The organism is Methylobacterium persicinum, assembly GCF_022179525.1.
In the GTDB taxonomy this organism is placed as follows: Bacteria; Pseudomonadota; Alphaproteobacteria; order Rhizobiales; family Beijerinckiaceae; genus Methylobacterium; species Methylobacterium persicinum.
In genome coordinates this window covers 97,992-116,006 of the sequence record NZ_BPQX01000037.1, presented here as the reverse complement: position 1 = coordinate 116,006, position 18,015 = coordinate 97,992, and the positions used below count along the sequence as shown (strand labels likewise).

Sequence of the window (18,015 nt, the reverse complement as noted above, 5' to 3'; positions counted from 1 at the left end):
GTCCGGGTACACAGGGCGGATGACGGTGCCCCGCAAGGGGTGAAAAGGGAACGCGGTGAGGGGGGAACCCGAACCCGCGGCTGCCCCCGCAACTGTGAGCGGCGAGCGCCCGCCAGCAGCCACCGGAGCGATCCGGGAAGGCGGCGGGCGCGCCGAGCCGCGAGCCAGGAGACCTGCCGTCATCCTGACACTTCGCAACGCCGCCGGTGGGGCGGCTGGAGGACAGCCATGACGACGCAGACCACGACCCTCGCCCCCGTCGCCGTCCGCGCCAACGAGCGCCTGATGGCGGCTGCCCTGGCGACCTTCCTCGGCCTCGGCCTGATCTTCATGGCGGGCTTCTCTCCGGCCATCGCGCTCCACAACGCGGCGCACGATTTCCGGCACGCCCAGAACTTCCCCTGCCACTGACGCCAGCGCGCCAGGAATGATTCTCCGGCTTTTGTCGGCGGCTCTGGCCGCCGGCTTCCTCGCGGCCGTCGTCGCCACGGGGCTCGAACTCGCCTTAACCTCGCCGCTGATCGTCGAGGCCGAGCGCTACGAGACTCCCGCGCCGGGCCATGCGGCCCAGGCGCTGCCGATCGTGCTAGCCCATTCCGGCCACGACCACGCCGCCCCCGACGCCGCGCCCGAATGGCAGCCGGCGCCGGGCTTCCAGCGCATGGCCTTCACCGGCCTCGCTACCCTCGTCGGCGGCGTGGGCTGGGCGCTGATCCTCGGCGCGGTGCTCCTGGCCTGCGGGCGCGAGCCGACGCTCCAGACCGGCCTCGCCTTCGCCCTCGCGGGCTTCGCCAGCGTCGCCCTGGCCCCGGCCCTCGGCCTTCCGCCCGAGTTGCCGGGTCAGGAAGCGGCCCCCCTCCTCGCCCGGCAGGCGTGGTGGGTGATGACCGCCGCCGCCACCGGCATGGGGCTCTACCTGATCGGCGTGCGGCGCTCCTTCATCGCGATCCTGGGAGGGCTCGTGCTGATCGTGGCCCCGCACGTGGTCGGCGCGCCTCCGCCGCCTTCTGGCAGTTCAGAACTCCCCGCGGCCCTGGCAGCGCAGTTCGCCGCCCGGTCCCTGGCCATCGGCGTGGTGTTCTGGGCGATGATCGGGCTCGGCTTCGGCTGGGCGTGGCAGAACTTCGGCTCCGCGGGGCGCCGGCATGCCTGAGGCCGAGACCGTCCTCTACGTCTGCACCACCTGCCGGCGGGAGGGCGACGACCCTGAGGGTCCCCGCGCCGGAGCGAGGCTCCACGAGGAGATCGCGAAGCGGGCTGGCGGGTTGCGGGTCGAGCCGGTGGAGTGCCTCTCCGTCTGCAAGCGACCCTGCACCGTCGCCGTGGCCTCGCCGGGCCGCTGGACCTACGTCTACGGGGACCTCGACCCCGCCGAGGCGGCAAGCATCATCCTTGAGGGCGTCGGCGCCTATTCGGGTACATCCGACGGCATCGTGCCCTGGCGGGAGCGCCCGAAGGCGTTCCGCTCGGGCGTGATCGCCCGCATTCCCCCCTTCCCACCCGTGCCCGAGGCCGCCGAATGACCATCGTCGCGAAGATCCCCTGCACGATCGTGACCGGCTTCCTCGGCGCCGGGAAGACGACGCTCGTCCGCCACGTGGTCGAGAACGCCGGGGGCCGACGCCTTGCGATCCTCGTCAACGAGTTCGGCGATGTCGGTTTCGACCGCTCGTTCCTGGCCGCCTGCGGCGTCGAGGGCTGCACCGAGGAGTCCATCGTCGAGCTGCCGAATGGCTGCATCTGCTGCACCGTGGCCGACGATTTCGTGCCGGCCCTCGAAACCCTGCTGAGCCGGGCCGAGCCCCCGGAGCACATCCTGATCGAGACCTCCGGCCTCGCTCTGCCGAAGCCCCTCGTCCAGGCGTTCCAGTGGCCGGCCATCCGCTCACGGGTGACCGTCGACGGCGTCGTGGCGGTGGTGGACGGTCCGGCGGTGGCATCCGGGGCCTTCGCCGAGGATCCTGAGGCCTTGGCCGCCCAGCGCGCCGCCGACACCTCCGTCGATCACGACAACCCCCTGGAAGAGGTGTTCGAGGACCAGTTGCTCTGCGCCGACCTCGTGGTCCTCAACAAGGCCGACCTGCTCGATGCCGAGGCCCTCGCCAGGGTCCGGGCCGACGTGGAAGGCCACCTGCCCCGGGCCGTGAAGGTGGTGGAGACGCAGCACGGCGCCATCGACGCCCGCGTTCTCCTCGGCCTCGGGGCGGCGGCGGAGGACGACCTCGACAACCGCCCCTCGCACCACGGCGAGGGCGAGGACCACGACCATGACGACTTCGAGACGGTGGCCCTCCCCGTCCGCCCTGCCGTGACGGCCGGCGATCTCGCCGCCCGGGTCGAGAAGGCGGCGGAAACCGAAGGCGTCCTGCGCATCAAGGGCTTCGTCGAGGTCGAGGGTAAGCCGATGCGCCTCGTGGTGCAGGGCGTCGGCCGCCGGGTCTCCCACCACTTCGACCGGCCGTGGCGCACGGGCGAGGCCCGGGACGGCCGCCTGGTGGTGATCGGCCTGAAGGGGTTCGACCGGGACGAAGTCGCCCGGGCGCTGGCGGGATGAGCCCCGCGCCGGCCACGCCGCGCGCCGGCTGAGGGGGACGCGCCATGCACCTCCTGCGCGTCGACACGGTCTCCCTCGACGAGGGCGAGGCGGCGGTGGATCTCGGCCAGGAGCCGGGCGACCTCGTGATCCTGTCCTTCACCGACAGCGACCTCGCCGGCCTCGCCCGCGCCCACGGGACAGAGGCCGGCTTGCCGTCACTGCGGCTGGCCAAGCTCGCCAAGCTGCGGCACCCGCTCTCGGTCGATCTCTACGTCGAGAAGGTCATCGCCAGGGCCCGGGCCGTGGTGATTCGCTGCCTCGGTGGCCTCGACTACTGGCGCTACGGCATCGAACGCTGCGCCCAGGTGGCGCGAGCCCACGGGGTGGTGCTGGCGGTGCTGCCAGGTGACGACCGGCCGGACCCGCGGCTCGCGGATTTCTCGACGGACGCCGCCCTGGCCGACAGCCTCGACGGCTATTTCCGCGCCGGCGGGCCGGAGAACCTGCGCCGGATGCTGCGGCTGCTCGCGGAACGCATTGGTGCAGGCGGGAGAGTGGAGCCGGCGGTTCCCTTGCCGCGGGGTTTCGCGTGGTGCTCCGGCTGCGGGCCGGTCGGGCTGGACGTGGCGCTGGCGGCGGGCGCGAGCGCCGTTCCGCTCGAACTTCCTTACCCTTCCCCCAATGCTCTGCAGGGTACCTCGCCCCACAGCTGGGATCATTGCGACACTCATCCCGTCCGCTTTCCTCATCCTGAGGTGCCCACCCCAGTGGGCCTCGAAGGAGGGCTCCCAGGATCGCAGAGCCCCCTGGAGCCCTCCTTCGAGGCTGCTTCGCAGCACCTCAGGATGAGGGTGCGGGTGGGATCGGCAGGGGCAACGGGACTGCGCACCGATCCCATCGGCGGTGCGGAGGAAAGCGTACACCCCCTCGCCCTCCTCCTTGTCTATCGCTCGGCCATCCTCGGCGGGGATACCGCCCCGTTCGAGGCCCTGGCCATAGCCCTGCGCGAGCGCGGCGTCGGCGTGCTGGTGCTCGCCGTGTCGAGTCTCAAAGACCCCGAGGCCGTCGCCGCGGTGAAGGACGCCCTGGCGGCGCGGCGGCCGGACATTGTGATCGCCGCCACCGCCTTCTCGGCCCGGGACGATGCCGGCTTCGTCCTCGACCGGGCTGAGTGCCCGGTGCTGCAGGCGTTCACCGTGGGATCCCCCCGGGACGCCTGGGCGGCCTCGGCCCGGGGGCTCGGGGCCTCCGACCTCGCCATGCAGGTGGCCCTGCCGGAATTCGACGGGCGCCTCTCGGGATTTCCGATCGCCTTCAAGGAGGAGGCGCCGGAGGTGGCGGGCTTCGCCGAGCGGCGGCTGGTGCCGTTCGCGGCGGGCATCGCGGCGCTGGCTGAGCGGGCCTGCGGCTGGCTGCGGCTCGCCGCCCTTCCGGCGGCTGAGCGGCGGGTCGCGGTGGTGATGTCCGATTACCCGGCCCGGGGTGGCCGGGCTGGATTCGCCGTGGGGCTCGACACGCCCGAGAGCGCCCGCGCCGTCTTCGCCGACCTCGCGGCGGCCGGCTACCCCGCCGCGCCGCTGCCGCATGACCCGATGACGTCGCTGACCGAAGGCGAGCCCGCCTTCGCGGTGCCCCTCGACGACTACACGGCATGGCTCGCCACCCTGCCGGAGGTGGCCCGTACCGCCCTGTCCGACGCCTGGGGCGCCCCGGAGGACGACCCCACCTGCCGCGACGGCGCGTTCCGTTTCCGCATGGTGGGGGGATACGAGTCCCCTCTCCCCGCTCATTCCGCGGGCCATCGCGAAACCCCGGCGAGCCCTGACGCCCTCCCCGTCATTGCGCACATCAGCGAAGCACCCCAGGGCAGCGGGACGGTTTCGAACCGTGGCGGATCCCTGGATTGCTTCGCTCCGCTCGCAAAGACGGGACTGGAAACAGGGCAACGCTCCCCGCGAGGTGGGGAGAGGGACGCCCCCTGCGCCCCTTGCACCATTCCCCCTCATCCCGAGGTGCCCGCGTCAGCGGGCCTCGAAGGAGGGCTCCAGAGGGCTTCGCGATCCCTGGAGCCCTCCTTCGAGGAGGCTGCGCCGCACCTCAGGATGAGGGAGAGGGTGGGAGAGGGTTTCGCCCCCTGCGCCCTGTTCCTCCAGCCCGACCGGGGCCGGGATGCCGATAGGAAGGCCGGCTACCATGACCCTGACCAGGTACCGACCCATGCCTACCTCGCCTTTCATCTCGGCCTGCGCCTGCACTTCGACGTCCTGGTCCAGCTCGGCACCCATGGCACTGCCGAATGGCTGCCGGGCAAGGCGGTCGCCCTGTCGCCGGGCTGCTGGCCGGCGCTGTGCGTCGGCGGCCTGCCGGTGGTCTACCCGTTCATCGTCGACGATCCCGGCGAGGCGGCCCCGCTGAAGCGGCGCCTCGGCGGCGTCGCCCTCGGCCACCTGACTCCGACCATCGCCCGCGCCGGCCTGCCGCCGGAGACGGCCCGGCTACGGGAACTGGTCGAGGAATATTCCGCTGCGACGGTGCTCGACCCCCGCCGGGCCAAGCTGCTCGCCGCCGCCATCCTTGAGGAGGCGGAGGGCCACGGGCTGCTCGCCGGGGCCGGCATCGCCCCCGACACGCCGATGGAGGACGCCCTGAGCGCCCTCGACGCGCATCTCTGCGACCTCGGCGAGACTGCGTTCCGCGACGGGCTGCACGTCTTCGGCCGGGCGCCGGAGGAGGCCCCCGAGTCCGTGCGGGCCTGCGCCGAGGGCGAGCGGGTTGGGCTGCTCGCGGCCCTCGACGGGCGCTTCGTGCCCCCCGGCCCCGCCGGCTCGCCATCCCGCGGGCGCCTCGACGTGATGCCGACCGGGCGAAACCTCACCACCCTCGACCCCCGGGCGATCCCGAGCCGGGCCGCGACCCTGCTCGGCGAGAAGGCCGCCGCGGCGGTCGTGACCCGCTACCTGCAGGACGAGGGCGCCTATCCGGCGCGGATCGTCATGGACCTTTGGGCCTCGCCGACCCTGCGCACCGGGGGCGAGGATGTCGCCCACGCCCTGGCGCTGATGGGCGTCCGGCCGGTCTGGGACCATGCCAGCACCCGCGTCACCGGCTTCGAGGTGCTGCCGCTCGCCGTCCTCGACCGGCCGCGGGTCGATGTGACGGTGCGGGTCTCCGGCGCCTTCCGCGACACCTTCCCCGACACGCTAGCGCTGTTGGACCGGGCCGTCCGGGCCGTCGCCGTCCGGGACGAGGAGGCGGAGGACAACCCGCTCGCCGCCGCCGCCCGCCGGGGCGAGGCCGCCGCCCGGGTCTACGGCGCGGCGCCCGGCCGCTACGGCGCAGGCACCGCGTCGCTCGCCCTCGACGGGGACTGGGAGGGCCGGGGCGACCTCGGCCGGGCCTATCTCGCGGCGAGCGACTACGCCTACGGTGACCGGGAGGGGCCGGATGCGGGCTTCGGCCGGCGCGTCGCGGAGGCGGATGCCTACGCCCACGCCTTCGATGTCGTCGAACGGGACCTTTTCGATGGCGACGCCGCCGTGGACGCGATGGGGGGCTTCGCCGCCGCCGCGACCCTCACGGGGGCCAAGCCAGCCCTCTACAGCCTCGACGTGTCGCAGCCCGAACGCCCGAAGGCCCGCACCGCCCGGGAGGACGCCGCCAGGCTGATCCGCGGTCGTCTCGCCGATCCGCGCTGGATCGCCGCGCAACTGCGCCACGGCTATCGCGGGGCGCAGGAACTGGCCCAGGGGCTCGACGCGGTGTTCGTCCTCGCCGCCGGCAGCGACGCCGTCACCGATGCCGGGTTCGAAACCCTCTATGCCGCCTGGATCGCCGACCCGGAGGTGTTCGACCGCCTGCGCGCTGCCAACCCCGCCGCCACCCGGGCGATCCTCGACCGGTTCGACGAGGCCCGGGACCGGGGCCTGTGGGTGAGCCGCCGCAACGCGTTGCCCGCCGACGCCCTCCTCGGGGAGGCCGCCGAATGAGCCGCCGTGCCTCCCCCGATGCCGCCCGCCGGGGCTGGTGCCCCGGCCTCGCCCGACCGATGCCGACCGGCGACGGGCTCCTCGCCCGCATCCACCCGCCGCTCGGGGTGCTGGCTCTTGCGCAGGCGCAGGCCGTGGCCGAGGGCGCCCGGCGCTACGGCAACGGCCATCTCGACCTGACCGCCCGGGCAAACCTCCAGATCCGCGGCGTCAGCGAGGCGACGACCGCTCCGCTTTCCGCCCTGCTCACCGCCGCCGGGCTCGGCGACACCCGCACCGATGGTGGCCCCCAGCGCCTGACTCTGACCGGGCCGCTCGCCGACGACACCCTTCGCACCCTGACCCGGGCCATCGAAGCCGCCGGGCGAAGCATTTCCGGCCTGCCCGCCAAGACGCTGGTGGCGGTGGGGTTCGCGCTGGATGAGGCGGATGTGTCGGTGGTGCCGGTCGCGGAGGGCCTGGTGGCGATCGGCCTTGCCACGGCTGCCGAGGCCGTCGGCGTCTACCCGCTGCCGGACGCGCCGGCCGTGGTGGCGTTGATCCTCACAGCCTTCGCCGCCACCGGCCGGCGCCGGATGCGCGATCTGACGGCGGATGAATTACGCGCGATCCTCCCACCCCGTCATTGCGAGCAAAGCGAAGCAATCCAGGGAAGCGGGTCATCTCCGAACGGGGCGCTCCTGATTGGCTTCGCTCCGCTCGCAATGACGGCGATAGGGCCGGCGCCCGGTTTCTCCAGCATCGGCGGCATCGCCATCCTCACCCTCGACGCCCCGTTCGGCCGCTGCACCGCCGACGCGTTCGCGCGGCTGATCGCCGTCGCGGAGGATATCGGCGCGGCGGAGTTTCGTCTGACCCCCTCCCGCGGCCTCGTGCTGGTGCCCACCCGGCTCGGGCGCGCGGAAGCGCACCTCCCTGCCCTCGCGGAGGACTTCATTACCGGGGCGGGGGACCCCCGCCGGGCGGTGGCCGCCTGCACCGGGGCGCCGGCCTGCGCCTCCGGCACGACGCAGACGCTCGTCGATGCCGCGCGCCTCGCGGAGGCGTTCCGGCCCCTCGCGACCCGGGGCCTGTCGGCCCACGTCTCCGGCTGCGCCAAAGGCTGCGCCAAGCCCGGCCCGGCGGACATGACCCTCGTCGGGCGGGACGGGGAATACGCGATCATCATCGGCGGCGCCCCGGGCGATCCGCCGTCCCTGCAACTCCCTATCGAGACGGCTTTGGAGCGGTTAGGAAAGGCGGCAACAATCGGGCTTGCCGCCGCCTTCAGGCCGGAGGCCATCGATGGGGGGAGGAACCGGAGACCCGCATGAGCGCGAGTTCGAACACCCTGCGCCAGCAGACCTCGCGTCACGAAGGGTCGCGCTACGACTATGTCCGCGACGGCGGCGCGATCTATGCGCAGTCCTTCGCGATGATCCGCGCGGAAGCCGACCTCGCCCGCTGGTCCGGGGCTGCCGAGCGCTGCGTCGTGCGGATGATCCACGCCTGCGGCATGACCGACCTGCCGGCCGACGTGGAGATGTCCGACGGTTTCGCCGAGGCGGGCGTGGCCGCCCTGGCTTCGGGCGCCCCCATCCTCTGCGACGTGCACATGGTGGCCGACGGGGTCACCCGCGCCCGCCTGCCCGCCGACAACAAGGTGATCTGCACCCTGCGCGATCCGCGCGTGCCCGAACTGGCGCAGCGCATGGGCACGACCCGCTCGGCCGCGGCGATGGAGCTTTGGCGCGAGGTGCTGCCGGGCAGCGTCGTCGCGGTCGGCAACGCGCCCACCGCCCTGTTCCGCCTGCTCGAACTCCTCGACGAAGGGGTGGCGCCACCGGCCGCCGTCATCGGCATCCCTGTCGGGTTCGTCGGCGCGGCGGAGTCGAAGGATGCCCTCGCCCGGGATGGGCGGGTGCCGTTCGTGGTCGTCCACGGCCGCCGGGGCGGCAGCGCCATGACCGCCGCCGCCGTCAACGCGTTGGCCAGCGAGGTCGAGTGATGGACGGGCTGGCGCCCTTCGAGGGCGAGACGGAGGAGTTGCCGCGTCCGGCCGCGACGGGGACCCTGTACGGGGTCGGCATGGGGCCCGGCGATCCAGACCTGCTGACCGTCAAGGCCCGGCGCATCCTGGAACGGGCGCCGGTGCTCGTGCACTTCTGCAAGCAGGGCAAGCGCGGCAATGCAAGGGGCATCGCCGACGCGATCCTGTGCGATCCGTCTCGGGAAATGGCGCTCGCCTATCCCTACACCACGGAACTTCATCCGGAGCATCCGGACTACGTCGCCGCGCTGGCCGCGTTCTACGACGATGCGGCCGGCCGGCTCGCCGATCACCTCGGGGCCGGACGGGACGTGGCGATCCTGTCGGAGGGGGATCCGTTCTTCTACGGCTCATTCATGCACCTGTGGCGGCGACTGAAGGACCGCTTCCCGGTGGACGTGATCCCGGGCGTGACCGGCATGTCCGGCTGCTGGACCCGGGCGGGCACCCCGATCACCTGGGGTGACGACGTGCTCACCGTGCTGCCCGCGACCCTGCCCTTGCCGGTGCTGCTCGAACGCCTGCGCGGCACCGACGCCGCCGTGGTGATGAAGCTCGGGCGGCACCTGCCGAAGGTCCGCGCGGCCCTGACCGAGGCGGGGCTCCTCGCCCGTGCCGTCTATGTCGAGCGTGGGACCATGTCCGGGGAGCGGGTCATTCCCCTCGAGATCAAGGACGACGACGAGGCGCCGTACTTCTCCATGATCCTCGTGCCCGGCGAGGGCCGCCGGCCGTGAGCGGGTGCGTCACGGTCGTCGGGCTCGGTCCGGGCGATCCGTCGCTACTGACCGGGGCGGCCCGCCTCGCCCTCGACGGGGCCGAGGACCTGATCGGCTACTTGCCCTACGTCGCCCGCGTGCCCGAGCGGCCCGGCCTCGTGCGCCATGCCAGCGACAACCGAGTCGAGGTCGACCGCGCCCGCCACGCCCTGTCGCTCGCCGCCTCGGGCCGGCGGGTGGCCGTAGTGTCGGGGGGCGATCCCGGCGTCTTCGCCATGGCGGCCGCAATCTTCGAGGCGGTGGAGCACGGGGAACCCGGCTGGCGGGATCTCGCCATCACCGTCGAGCCCGGCATCACCGCCATGCTCGCCGCCGCCGCGCGCCTCGGGGCGCCGCTGGGCGGGGATTTCTGCGCCATGTCCCTGTCCGACAACCTGAAACCCTGGCCGGTGGTGACCGCCCGGCTCGAGGCGGTCCTGCGGGCAGATTTCGTCGTCGCCCTGTACAATCCGATCTCCACCGCAAGGCCCTGGCAGCTTGGCGCTGCCCTGGACCTCGCCGCCGGGATCCGCGCGCCCGACACGCCGGTGATGTTCGCCCGCGCGATCAGCCGCCCGGACGAGGCGATCCGCGTGACGACCCTGGCCGAGGCCCCCGCCGCGCCGGCCGACATGGCGACGATGGTCATCCTCGGCGCCTCCGGCACCCGGCTGATCCCGCGGACGGGGAAGGCACCTTTCGTCTATACGCCCCGCAGCGTGCCGGGGGTAGCGTGAGCGCTGTCCGCCGTATTCCCCCTCCCCCCTCTGCGGAAGAGGGTGGCCCTCGCGTCAGCGAGGGTCGGGAGAGGGGCAGCGCGACGTGTCAGGAGGCGGCACCCGGCGCGACCTTTCCGACCACGGCGCTCCCCTCTCTCCCTCTGCTTTGCAGGGTACCCTCCCCCGCAGAGGGGGGAGGGACACGCTCGTTAGCCACGCAGTCCCTTCAGCCTGGCGAGCGCACCCGCCGCATCCGGCGCGGATGGCACGGCGGGCTTGTCGGGCCGGCGGACTATCACCACCGGCAGGCCGAGGCGGCGGGCGGCGAGGAGCTTGGCCTCCGTCGCGGTACCGCCGGCATTCTTGCTGACCACCACCTCGATCCCGGCGTCGCGCATCAGCGCCTCCTCGGCCTGCGCGTCGAAGGGCCCGCGGGCGGAGATGGTCGTGAGGTGCGGCACCGGCAGGGCATCGCCGACCGGCTCGATGGTCCGCACCACATAGGAATGCTGGGGGGCGACCGCGAAGGCCGAAACCTCCTGACGGCCGATGGTGAGGAAGACCCGCCGCGGGGCCCGCCCAAGGGCCTCGACCGCCGCCGCCATATCCGCGACCTCTGTCCAGCGATCCCCCTCCCCCGCCACCCAGGCAGGCCGGCGGATCGCCAGGAGGGGAACTGCCGCCTGCCGGGCCGCCACAACCGCGTTGGCGGAGATCCGCGCCGCGAAGGGATGGGTCGCATCGATCAGGGCGCAGATCCGCGCCTGTGCGAGGAAGTCCGCCAGTCCGCCGGCACCGCCGAAGCCACCGACCCGAACGGGCACGGGGCTCGCCATCGGCACGCGGGTGCGCCCGGCGAGCGACAGCGTGGGGGCGAAGGCGGGATCGTCGGCCAGAAGCTGCACCAGGGCGGTCGCCTCCGTCGTGCCGCCGAGGATCAGAAGTCGCATCGGGGAATCGGGCATGGCCGCTTTGTCCCCGGCCGCTGAGCCCGTGTCGAGCCATCGCTGGCTCACGATCGTCGGCATCGGCGAGGATGGGCGCGCCGGCCTCTCACCCGCCGCCGCCGCCGCCCTCAACAGGTCGGAGGTCGTCTATGGCGGGCGCCGGCACCTCGCCCTGGCCGCACCGCTTTCCGCCGAAACCCGCCCCTGGCCGAGCCCGATCCACGATGCCTATCCGGACATCCTCGCCCGGCGGGGACGGCCGACCTGCATCCTCGCCACCGGGGATCCGTTCCACTACGGGATCGGCGCCGAGATTGCCCGGCTCGTGCCGGCGGACGAGATTGCGGCCTTCCCCCAGCCGTCGGCCTTCAGCCTCGCCTGTGCCCGCCTGGGATGGCCCCTGGCGGAATGCGGGCTCGTGACCCTCCACGGGCGGACGCTGGAACGGATCGTCCCGCACCTTCGGCCGGGGGCACGGCTCCTCGTCCTGGCCTGGGACGGCGCGACCGCCGCCGCCCTCGCCGCCCTGCTCGTGGCATGGGGGTTCGGCGCGACGACGATCACCGTGCTGGAAGCGATGGGCGGCCCCCGCGAGCGCATCCGCTCGGCCGAGGCTGAAGGGTTCGCCCTCGGCGACATCGATCCGCTCAACACCCTCGCGCTTACGGTGGCGGGCCCGGCCGAGGGGCTTCCCCTCGCCCCCGGCCTCGACGATCACCTGTTCGAGAACGACGGGCAACTCACCAAGGCCGAGATCCGCGCCCTCACCCTCATGGCCCTGCGGCCGCAGCCGGGGCGGCACCTTTGGGATGTCGGCGCGGGGGCCGGATCCGTCTCGATCGAATGGATGCTCCGGGCGCCGTCCCTGCGTGCGACCGCCATCGAGGCCCGGCCGGACCGGGCCGAGCGCATCCGCCGCAACGCGGCCTCGTTGGGTGTGCCCGACCTCGCCATCGTCCTGGGCCGCGCCCCCGCCGCCTTCGATGGTCTGCCGCCGCCGGATGCCGTCTTCGTCGGCGGCGGCATCTCGGAGCCGGGCCTCCTCGACGCTGCGGCCGAGGCGCTGCGTCCCGGCGGGCGTTTCGTCGCCAACGCGGTGACTTTGGAGGGCGAGGCCGCCCTGCTCTCCGCCTATGCCGGGCGGGGCGGCAGCCTGCGCCGCTTCACGGTGGCCCGGGCCGCAGCGGTGGGCGGCCTTCAGGGCTGGCGCACGGCGATGCCGGTGACCCAATGGGCCTGGACCAAGCCATGAGCGCTGGCCCTTCCCTGGTGGCCGGGGTCGGATTCCGACGGGGAGCCGGTTCGGACGAGATCGCCGCCATCATCTCGCTCGCCCTCGTTGAGGCTGGCGCGGAGCGCGGGCAGCTCGCCGCCATCGCCACGGCGGAGGATCGGGCGGGCGAGCCGGCGATCCGCGAGGCAGCCGGCGCCTTCGGGCTGACCGTCGAGGGCATCTCACCGGAGGCCCTCGCCGCCTGTGACGACCGTGTGCCCACACGCTCGGCGCGGATCGAAGCCCTGCGCGGGGTGGGATCCCTCTGCGAAGCCGCGGCCCTGGCCAGCGCGGGGTCCGACGGGCGCCTCGTCCTGCCGCGGATCGCCCGGGGCAGCGTCACCTGCGCCCTGGCCTTCCGCACCGAAACGCGGCACAGGCCTGTGGGATGACGGTTCACTTCATCGGCGCCGGCCCCGGCGCGGCCGACCTCATCACTGTCCGCGGTCGCGACCGCATCGCCGCCTGCCCGGTCTGCCTCCATGCCGGATCCCTGGTCGCCCCGGAGATCCTGCGATGGTGCCCGCCGGGGGCACGGATCGTCGATACGGCCCCCCTCTCCCTCGATGCGATCATGGCCGAGATGCAGGCGGCCCACGCCGCCGGCCTTGACGTCGCGCGGCTTCATTCGGGAGACCTCTCCATTTGGAGTGCTTTGGCCGAGCAGCTGCGCCGCCTCGATGGCCTCGGCATCCCCTATACCCTGACCCCCGGCGTCCCGGCCTTCGCGGCCGCTGCATCGGTGCTCGGGCGGGAGCTGACCGTGCCGGCCCTCGCTCAGACCGTCGTCCTGACCCGGACCTCGGGACGGGCCAGCCCCATGCCGGAGGGCGAGCGTCTCGCCGCCTTCGCGGCCACGGGCGCGACCCTGGCGATCCACCTTTCCATCCATGTGGTGGAGAGCCTCACCGCCGAGCTGATCCCCTTCTACGGCGCCGATTGCCCAGCCGCGGTGGTGTTTCGGGCGACATGGCCCGACGAGACAGTGGTTAAGGGGAGCTTGGCGGAAATCCCGCAACTTGTGAGTGCGAAAAGCCTTGGAAGAACTGCGATAATTTTTGTGGGTCGCGCGCTGGATGCACAAAATTTCCGCGAGAGCGCCCTTTACGCGGCCGATTACGACCGCCGATTCCGTCCAAACGGCGCCGTAGGGACCGGACCGTCATGACTGTGCCCGGTCTGCTTGTCGCCGCACCGCGTTCCGGATCCGGCAAGACCACCGTGACCCTCGCGCTGATGCGGGCCCTGCGCCGCCGGGGCCTGAGGATTCGCGGCATGAAATGCGGACCCGACTACATCGACCCCGCCTTCCATCAGGCCGCTACGGGGGAGCCGAGCTTCAACCTCGACAGCTTCGCCATGGCGCCTGCGTTGCTCGATACCCTCGCCGCCTCGTCTGCGGCGGCGGCGGACCTCGTGCTGGCCGAAGGATCGATGGGGCTGTTCGATGGCGTCCGGGCGGCCGCGAATCGTTCCGGCGCCAACTCCGACATTGCGGCACGCTACGGCTGGCCGGTGATCCTGGTGATCGACGTCTCCGGCGCCGCTCAATCGGCTGCCGCGGTGGCCCTCGGGTGCCGGGCCTACGACCCGCGCCTCACCATCGCGGGCGTGATCCTGAACAAGGTCGCGAGCCCCCGCCATCGCCGCCTCGTGGAAGACGGCATGGCGCAGGCTGGGCTCCCCGTGCTCGGCGCCCTGTCCCGGGATGCCGGCCTCGTGCTGCCGGAGCGGCATCTCGGCCTGGTGCAGGCCGGCGAGACGGCCGACCTCTACGCCCGCCTCGAGCGTCTCGCCGACATCGCTGAGGCCGGTATCGACCTCGACAAGGTGGTCGCCGCCGCGGGCGGCGCGGTGCCGGCCGGGGTGGGGCACACGCCGTTGCCGCCTCCGGGGCAGCGGATCGCCATCGCCCGCGACGAAGCCTTCAGCTTCCTCTACCCCCACATGGAGACCGGATGGCGCGAGGTGGGCGCCGAACTCGTGCCCTTCTCACCGCTCGCCGACGAGCCGCCACCCGACGATTGCGATTGCTGCTGGCTCCCAGGCGGCTATCCGGAATTGCATGCCGGGCGGATCGCGGCGGCGCGGCGCTTCCTCGACGGCACCCGCGCCTTCGCGCAGACGCGGCCGGTCCACGGCGAATGCGGGGGCTACATGGTGCTCGGCCAAGCCATCGAGGACGCCGAGGGCGTCGCATATCCGATGCTCGATCTGCTCCCGGTCTCGACTTCCTATCACCGGAGGAAGCTTCACCTGGGCTATCGGGTGGCGCGGGTGACCGCGGACAACGCCCTCGGGCGATGCGGCGCGACTTTGATCGGGCACGAGTTCCACTACGCCAGCGTCACGTCACCCACCCCCACCGAGGGTACCTCCTTCGCCCGCATCGCCGACGCAGAAGGTACCGATCTCGGTTTCACGGGGCACCGGTGCGGTCACGTCACCGGCAGCTTCTTTCATCTGATCGCGACCGGCGACTGACCCGCCGGCCCGCGGCCGATGGTGGTTTACTCGGCCGCAGCAGGGATCTCGGTCGGGTTCGCACGCAGATGCGCCAGCCGGGCGGCGCTGCGCACGAGCGCCAGCACGTCCCGCCGCATCTGGTCGTCCACGATCTGCGTGTAGGCCCGCAGCAGTTCCACGGCCCCCTGGGCGTTCAGGAAGCTGAACACATCCTCCTGCGGGCTCTCGGACGTGTTGTTGTCGTCGAAGAAGGCCGAGACCGGCACCTCGAGGAGCCGGGCGATCTCACGCAGACGGCCGGCGCCGACGCGATTCTGCCCCTTCTCGTACTTCTGGACCTGCTGGAAGGTGACGCCGACCGCGTTCCCAAGGGCCGTTTGGCTCAGCCCGCGCGCCTTCCGCAGCGCCGTGATCCGGAGGCCGACCAAGCGGTCGACGTCGGTGGTTTGCTTCGGCATGTTCGGGCTCGCCGGATCCTTCGGCATCGGACGACCGCCTTTCATTTGCAGGTCCGAAATCTTACTTTCGCTACGCTCCACCTCTCCCCACCCCCTGTTCGTCGGTTTACCGGATAGCTTGCCCCAGCGCTCCGGTGCGGTGTTGGACTACACCAACGGCGGTTACTAGGAAACCAAATCCCCGAATTCCGCAAGTCGCCGAGTACACGTCAGGGTTTTGCGGAGCGGAAGCCGAACTTTTTCACCCATGCCGGGAAATATTCCAGAGGTTGTAGGTCGTTATAACTGCAACCAAAAAAGAGTTGATCCAAGTCTTAGCTGCACAAATCCTTTGGTCGAACCTCGTCTACTCCGAACGTGAAGGGAAATACATCGATGTTCATCGCTATGAATAGATTTAAGGTGGTCAAGGACGCAACGGCGGAGTTCGAGGAAATCTGGCGCGGGCGTGACAGTCATCTCGACGAAATGGCGGGATTTGTCGAATTTCATCTGCTCCGCGGACCTGAACAGGAAGACCATATACTGTATGCTTCGCATACGGTTTGGCGGTCACGGGCTGATTTCGAGGCTTGGACGCGTTCGGAACAGTTTCGCAAAGCGCACAGCCGCGCACCGTCGACTCGGCCGCTCTACGTAGGACATCCTCAATTTGAAGGATTTGAGCGCATCCTGTGATGCCGAATACGGGCACGGTTGCATCAGACGCAGAACTGCTACGCTCCGTTCGGTCGCCGTCGTTCGAATCATTGCCGGCTTTTTCGTGGGAGTCGTGAAAGAGCCGGGAATTAAGTATTCGGTCGCATTGCTGCCGAGCTAACGTTTCATTAACCATGGCCGTACGCGATGCGCCGCGCGGAGAGCAGAACGCTTCCGCCAGTCCATTGCGGCGGGCCAGTCGTCGCAGGCCGGATCAGACGCGAAGACGCGGATGCTCCGGCCCAAACCCGGCCCCTGCCGGCGGAAGACCACGGATGGTCCTCCGCCGGGCCCAGGCAAGTGCCCCGGGGCGGCGGGCTCGCGGCTTGCTCCCACTCCCGACGAAGGCCGTGATCGAAGCCGCTTCTGTTTCATCACGGCACAAAGACCGACCGGGACGGGACAGGCAGATCGATGCTTCAAGAGCGGGTCCCACAATCGTACGAACCCATCAGCTTGGCCCCGGGCCGCAGCCGACGGGTGTGGGCGGCCGTGCTGCCGCAGCGCGGACGCGGCGTCATGCGGGTGATGCTGTCGGCGGCCGCCGCATTTGCCGACCTCGCGGCGATCGCGGGCGTGACCCTTGCGAGCGAAGTCGGTTACCGCCTCGCCTTCGCCAACGACGACGCATGGCCGACCGAGACCCGCGGCCTGCAGCTCACGGCCCTTCTCAGCCTCATTATCGTCACCACGAATGCCTTGCGCGGCGAATACGCCCTCGACAAGCTCATGGAGGGACGTTCCGGCCTTCGGCGCATCGTGTCGCTCTGGTTCTTGGCCTGGGCGGTGGTGCTCGTCATCGGCTTCCTTACCAAGACGACGACCGATTACTCCCGCCTTGTCTCGATCGTCGTCTTCTTCGCGGGATTGCCTACGCTGTTCGTCAGCCGGCTGGCGGTGAGCCGCATCATCGGCCGCAGCCTCAACCCCGCCTCTCCGACGGTGAGCCGCGTCCACCTCGTGGGCTACGAGGAGGATATCCATGCCTTCTACGCCAGCAACCAGACCGATGGTCCGGGCCTTCGGGTCGTGGGGACCAGCTACCTTCGCCGCACCGATCCCCGCGCCGACACCGCGACCCGCTACGAGCAGCTTCAGGAAGACCTCGACCTCGCCGTCTCCGTAGTGCGCTTCCTGCGGCCGGACGACGTGTTCGTCCTCGTCCCCTGGGCCGATGCCGCCGAGGTCGAGCGCTGCATCGACGCCTTCCTGCGCGTGCCGGCGGCCCTGCACCTGAGGCCGGGCACGGTGCTCGATCGCTTCCCCGACATGCAAGTCGCCCGGATCGGCAAGGTGTCCGGCATCAATATCGGGCGACGGCCCCTCAACCTCGGCGAGATCGTCCTGAAGCGCTGCTTCGACGTAGGGGTGGCCCTGCTCGCCTTGTTCGCACTCCTGCCGCTCCTTGCGGTGATCGCGGCGGCGATCAAGCTCGACAGCCCCGGTCCGGTCTTCTTCCGGCAGCGACGCTACGGCTTCAACCAGCAGCCCTTCGACGTGTTCAAGTTCCGTTCGATGAAGGCCGAGCAGAACGCGGCCTTCAAGCAGGCAACGCGCAACGACAGCCGCATCACCAGAGTCGGCGCCATACTCAGGCGGACCAATCTCGACGAGCTGCCCCAGCTCCTGAATGTGATCCTGGGCGACATGTCCCTCGTCGGCCCCCGGCCTCACGCCCTGGCTCACGACCGCAGCTTCGAGCGGCGGATCGCCCTCTACGCCCGCCGCCACAATGTGAAGCCGGGGATCACCGGCTGGGCGCAGGTGAACGGCTTCCGGGGCGAGACGCAGACCGACCAGGCGATGGCCGGGCGCGTCGAGCATGACCTCTACTACATCGACCATTGGTCGATCTGGCTCGACATCCAGATCATGATCCTCACGGTGCTGTCGCGCCGGGCCTACCGGAACGCCCGCTGAGGCGTTCCGCCACCGCCGCGCCGTCATGAGCGCGGGCAGCCGGAAGCCCCCTGCCAGGAATGGTGCCCCCCGCGCTTGCGTTGGAACCGCGAGCCGGCCATATAGCCGGCGGGGGGTTGGCGGGGGACGTTTCACTCGCCAACCGGGTCAGGTCCGGAAGGAAGCAGCCCTAACGAGACCGAGCGGGTCTCTGTCCAGCCTCCCACCTTGCCTGAGGGCGCGAG

General features: G+C 71.4%; 17 protein-coding genes, 1 other RNA gene and 1 riboswitch. Of the genes, 16 read left to right on the top strand and 2 right to left on the bottom strand.

The features are described from left to right. The first annotated feature begins 6 nt into the window (after positions 1 to 6). Positions 7 to 195, top strand: a riboswitch (cobalamin riboswitch). A 33-nt stretch (positions 196 to 228) separates the two neighbouring features. Genes MFF22_RS16650 through cobJ form a run of 9 tightly spaced genes read left to right on the top strand, consistent with a single transcriptional unit; the run spans position 229 to position 10,046 of the window. Continuing rightward, positions 229 to 411 carry a CbtB domain-containing protein gene (locus tag MFF22_RS16650; protein ID WP_238250095.1) on the top strand — a complete coding sequence of 61 codons (183 nt, stop codon included), beginning with the start codon at positions 229 to 231 and terminating at the stop codon, positions 409 to 411. A gap of 16 nt (positions 412 to 427) precedes the next feature. Then, complete coding sequence (locus MFF22_RS16645; protein ID WP_238250094.1) at positions 428 to 1,153, top strand: CbtA family protein; 726 nt, start codon at positions 428 to 430, stop codon at positions 1,151 to 1,153. Further along, positions 1,146 to 1,523, top strand: coding sequence for a DUF1636 family protein (locus MFF22_RS16640; RefSeq protein WP_238250093.1), 378 nt, complete (start codon positions 1,146 to 1,148; stop codon positions 1,521 to 1,523). Before MFF22_RS16645 ends, MFF22_RS16640 begins: the two co-directional genes overlap by 8 nt. Further along, positions 1,520 to 2,554 carry a cobalamin biosynthesis protein CobW gene (gene cobW, locus MFF22_RS16635; protein ID WP_238250092.1) on the top strand — a complete coding sequence of 345 codons (1,035 nt, stop codon included), beginning with the start codon at positions 1,520 to 1,522 and terminating at the stop codon, positions 2,552 to 2,554. The genes MFF22_RS16640 and cobW overlap by 4 nt, the downstream gene beginning before the upstream one ends. 44 nt (positions 2,555 to 2,598) lie before the next feature. Continuing rightward, a complete protein-coding gene (cobN, locus tag MFF22_RS16630; protein ID WP_238250091.1) occupies positions 2,599 to 6,522 on the top strand; it encodes a cobaltochelatase subunit CobN in 3,924 nt (1,307 codons plus the stop codon). Beyond that, entirely contained in the window at positions 6,519 to 7,835 is a 1,317-nt protein-coding gene (locus MFF22_RS16625) for a ferredoxin-like domain-containing protein (RefSeq protein ID WP_238250090.1), read from the top strand. Before cobN ends, MFF22_RS16625 begins: the two co-directional genes overlap by 4 nt. Beyond that, a complete protein-coding gene (locus MFF22_RS16620) occupies positions 7,832 to 8,509 on the top strand; it encodes a precorrin-8X methylmutase (RefSeq protein WP_238250089.1) in 678 nt (225 codons plus the stop codon). The genes MFF22_RS16625 and MFF22_RS16620 overlap by 4 nt, the downstream gene beginning before the upstream one ends. Beyond that, complete coding sequence (locus tag MFF22_RS16615; RefSeq protein ID WP_238250088.1) at positions 8,509 to 9,288, top strand: precorrin-2 C(20)-methyltransferase; 780 nt, start codon at positions 8,509 to 8,511, stop codon at positions 9,286 to 9,288. The genes MFF22_RS16620 and MFF22_RS16615 overlap by 1 nt, the downstream gene beginning before the upstream one ends. Next, positions 9,285 to 10,046 carry a precorrin-3B C(17)-methyltransferase gene (gene cobJ, locus MFF22_RS16610; RefSeq protein WP_238250087.1) on the top strand — a complete coding sequence of 254 codons (762 nt, stop codon included), beginning with the start codon at positions 9,285 to 9,287 and terminating at the stop codon, positions 10,044 to 10,046. The genes MFF22_RS16615 and cobJ overlap by 4 nt, the downstream gene beginning before the upstream one ends. Before the next feature lie 191 nt (positions 10,047 to 10,237). Here the strand turns inward: cobJ and MFF22_RS16605 are convergent, their stop codons facing one another. Then, positions 10,238 to 10,978, bottom strand: a complete 741-nt coding sequence (locus MFF22_RS16605) for a cobalt-precorrin-6A reductase (RefSeq protein ID WP_238250086.1) — start codon at positions 10,976 to 10,978, stop codon at positions 10,238 to 10,240. 13 nt (positions 10,979 to 10,991) lie between these two features. On the opposite strand from MFF22_RS16605, the gene cbiE reads away from it, so the two are divergent. From cbiE to MFF22_RS16585, 4 genes are read left to right on the top strand one after another with little or no spacing between them, the layout of a single operon-like run. Next, on the top strand, positions 10,992 to 12,227 hold the full coding sequence (gene cbiE, locus MFF22_RS16600) for a precorrin-6y C5,15-methyltransferase (decarboxylating) subunit CbiE (RefSeq protein WP_238250085.1): 1,236 nt from the start codon (positions 10,992 to 10,994) through the stop codon (positions 12,225 to 12,227). Continuing rightward, positions 12,206 to 12,640, top strand: a complete 435-nt coding sequence (locus tag MFF22_RS16595; RefSeq protein ID WP_238250084.1) for a cobalamin biosynthesis protein — start codon at positions 12,206 to 12,208, stop codon at positions 12,638 to 12,640. Before cbiE ends, MFF22_RS16595 begins: the two co-directional genes overlap by 22 nt. Further along, a complete protein-coding gene (gene cobM, locus MFF22_RS16590; RefSeq protein ID WP_238250083.1) occupies positions 12,637 to 13,416 on the top strand; it encodes a precorrin-4 C(11)-methyltransferase in 780 nt (259 codons plus the stop codon). The genes MFF22_RS16595 and cobM overlap by 4 nt, the downstream gene beginning before the upstream one ends. Continuing rightward, entirely contained in the window at positions 13,413 to 14,732 is a 1,320-nt protein-coding gene (locus MFF22_RS16585; RefSeq protein ID WP_238250082.1) for a cobyrinic acid a,c-diamide synthase CobB, read from the top strand. Before cobM ends, MFF22_RS16585 begins: the two co-directional genes overlap by 4 nt. A 26-nt stretch (positions 14,733 to 14,758) precedes the next feature. On the opposite strand, the gene MFF22_RS16580 is transcribed toward MFF22_RS16585, so the two are convergent. After that, the gene (locus MFF22_RS16580; RefSeq protein ID WP_238250081.1) at positions 14,759 to 15,172 is read right to left on the bottom strand and encodes a helix-turn-helix domain-containing protein; all 414 of its coding nucleotides are present in this window, start codon (positions 15,170 to 15,172) and stop codon (positions 14,759 to 14,761) included. Between the two features lie 375 nt (positions 15,173 to 15,547). Here MFF22_RS16580 and hmuQ point away from each other — a divergent pair, with 375 nt between their 5' ends. From hmuQ to ffs, 3 genes are all read left to right on the top strand, one after another. Further along, on the top strand, positions 15,548 to 15,850 hold the full coding sequence (hmuQ, locus tag MFF22_RS16575; RefSeq protein WP_238250080.1) for a heme-degrading protein HmuQ: 303 nt from the start codon (positions 15,548 to 15,550) through the stop codon (positions 15,848 to 15,850). 435 nt (positions 15,851 to 16,285) lie between these two features. Next, positions 16,286 to 17,791 (top strand): undecaprenyl-phosphate glucose phosphotransferase, encoded by a 1,506-nt coding sequence (locus MFF22_RS16570; protein ID WP_238250079.1) that lies wholly within the window; start codon positions 16,286 to 16,288, stop codon positions 17,789 to 17,791. A 109-nt stretch (positions 17,792 to 17,900) separates the two neighbouring features. Next, positions 17,901 to 17,999, top strand: an RNA gene (ffs, locus tag MFF22_RS16565) — signal recognition particle sRNA small type. Positions 18,000 to 18,015 lie beyond the last annotated feature (16 nt).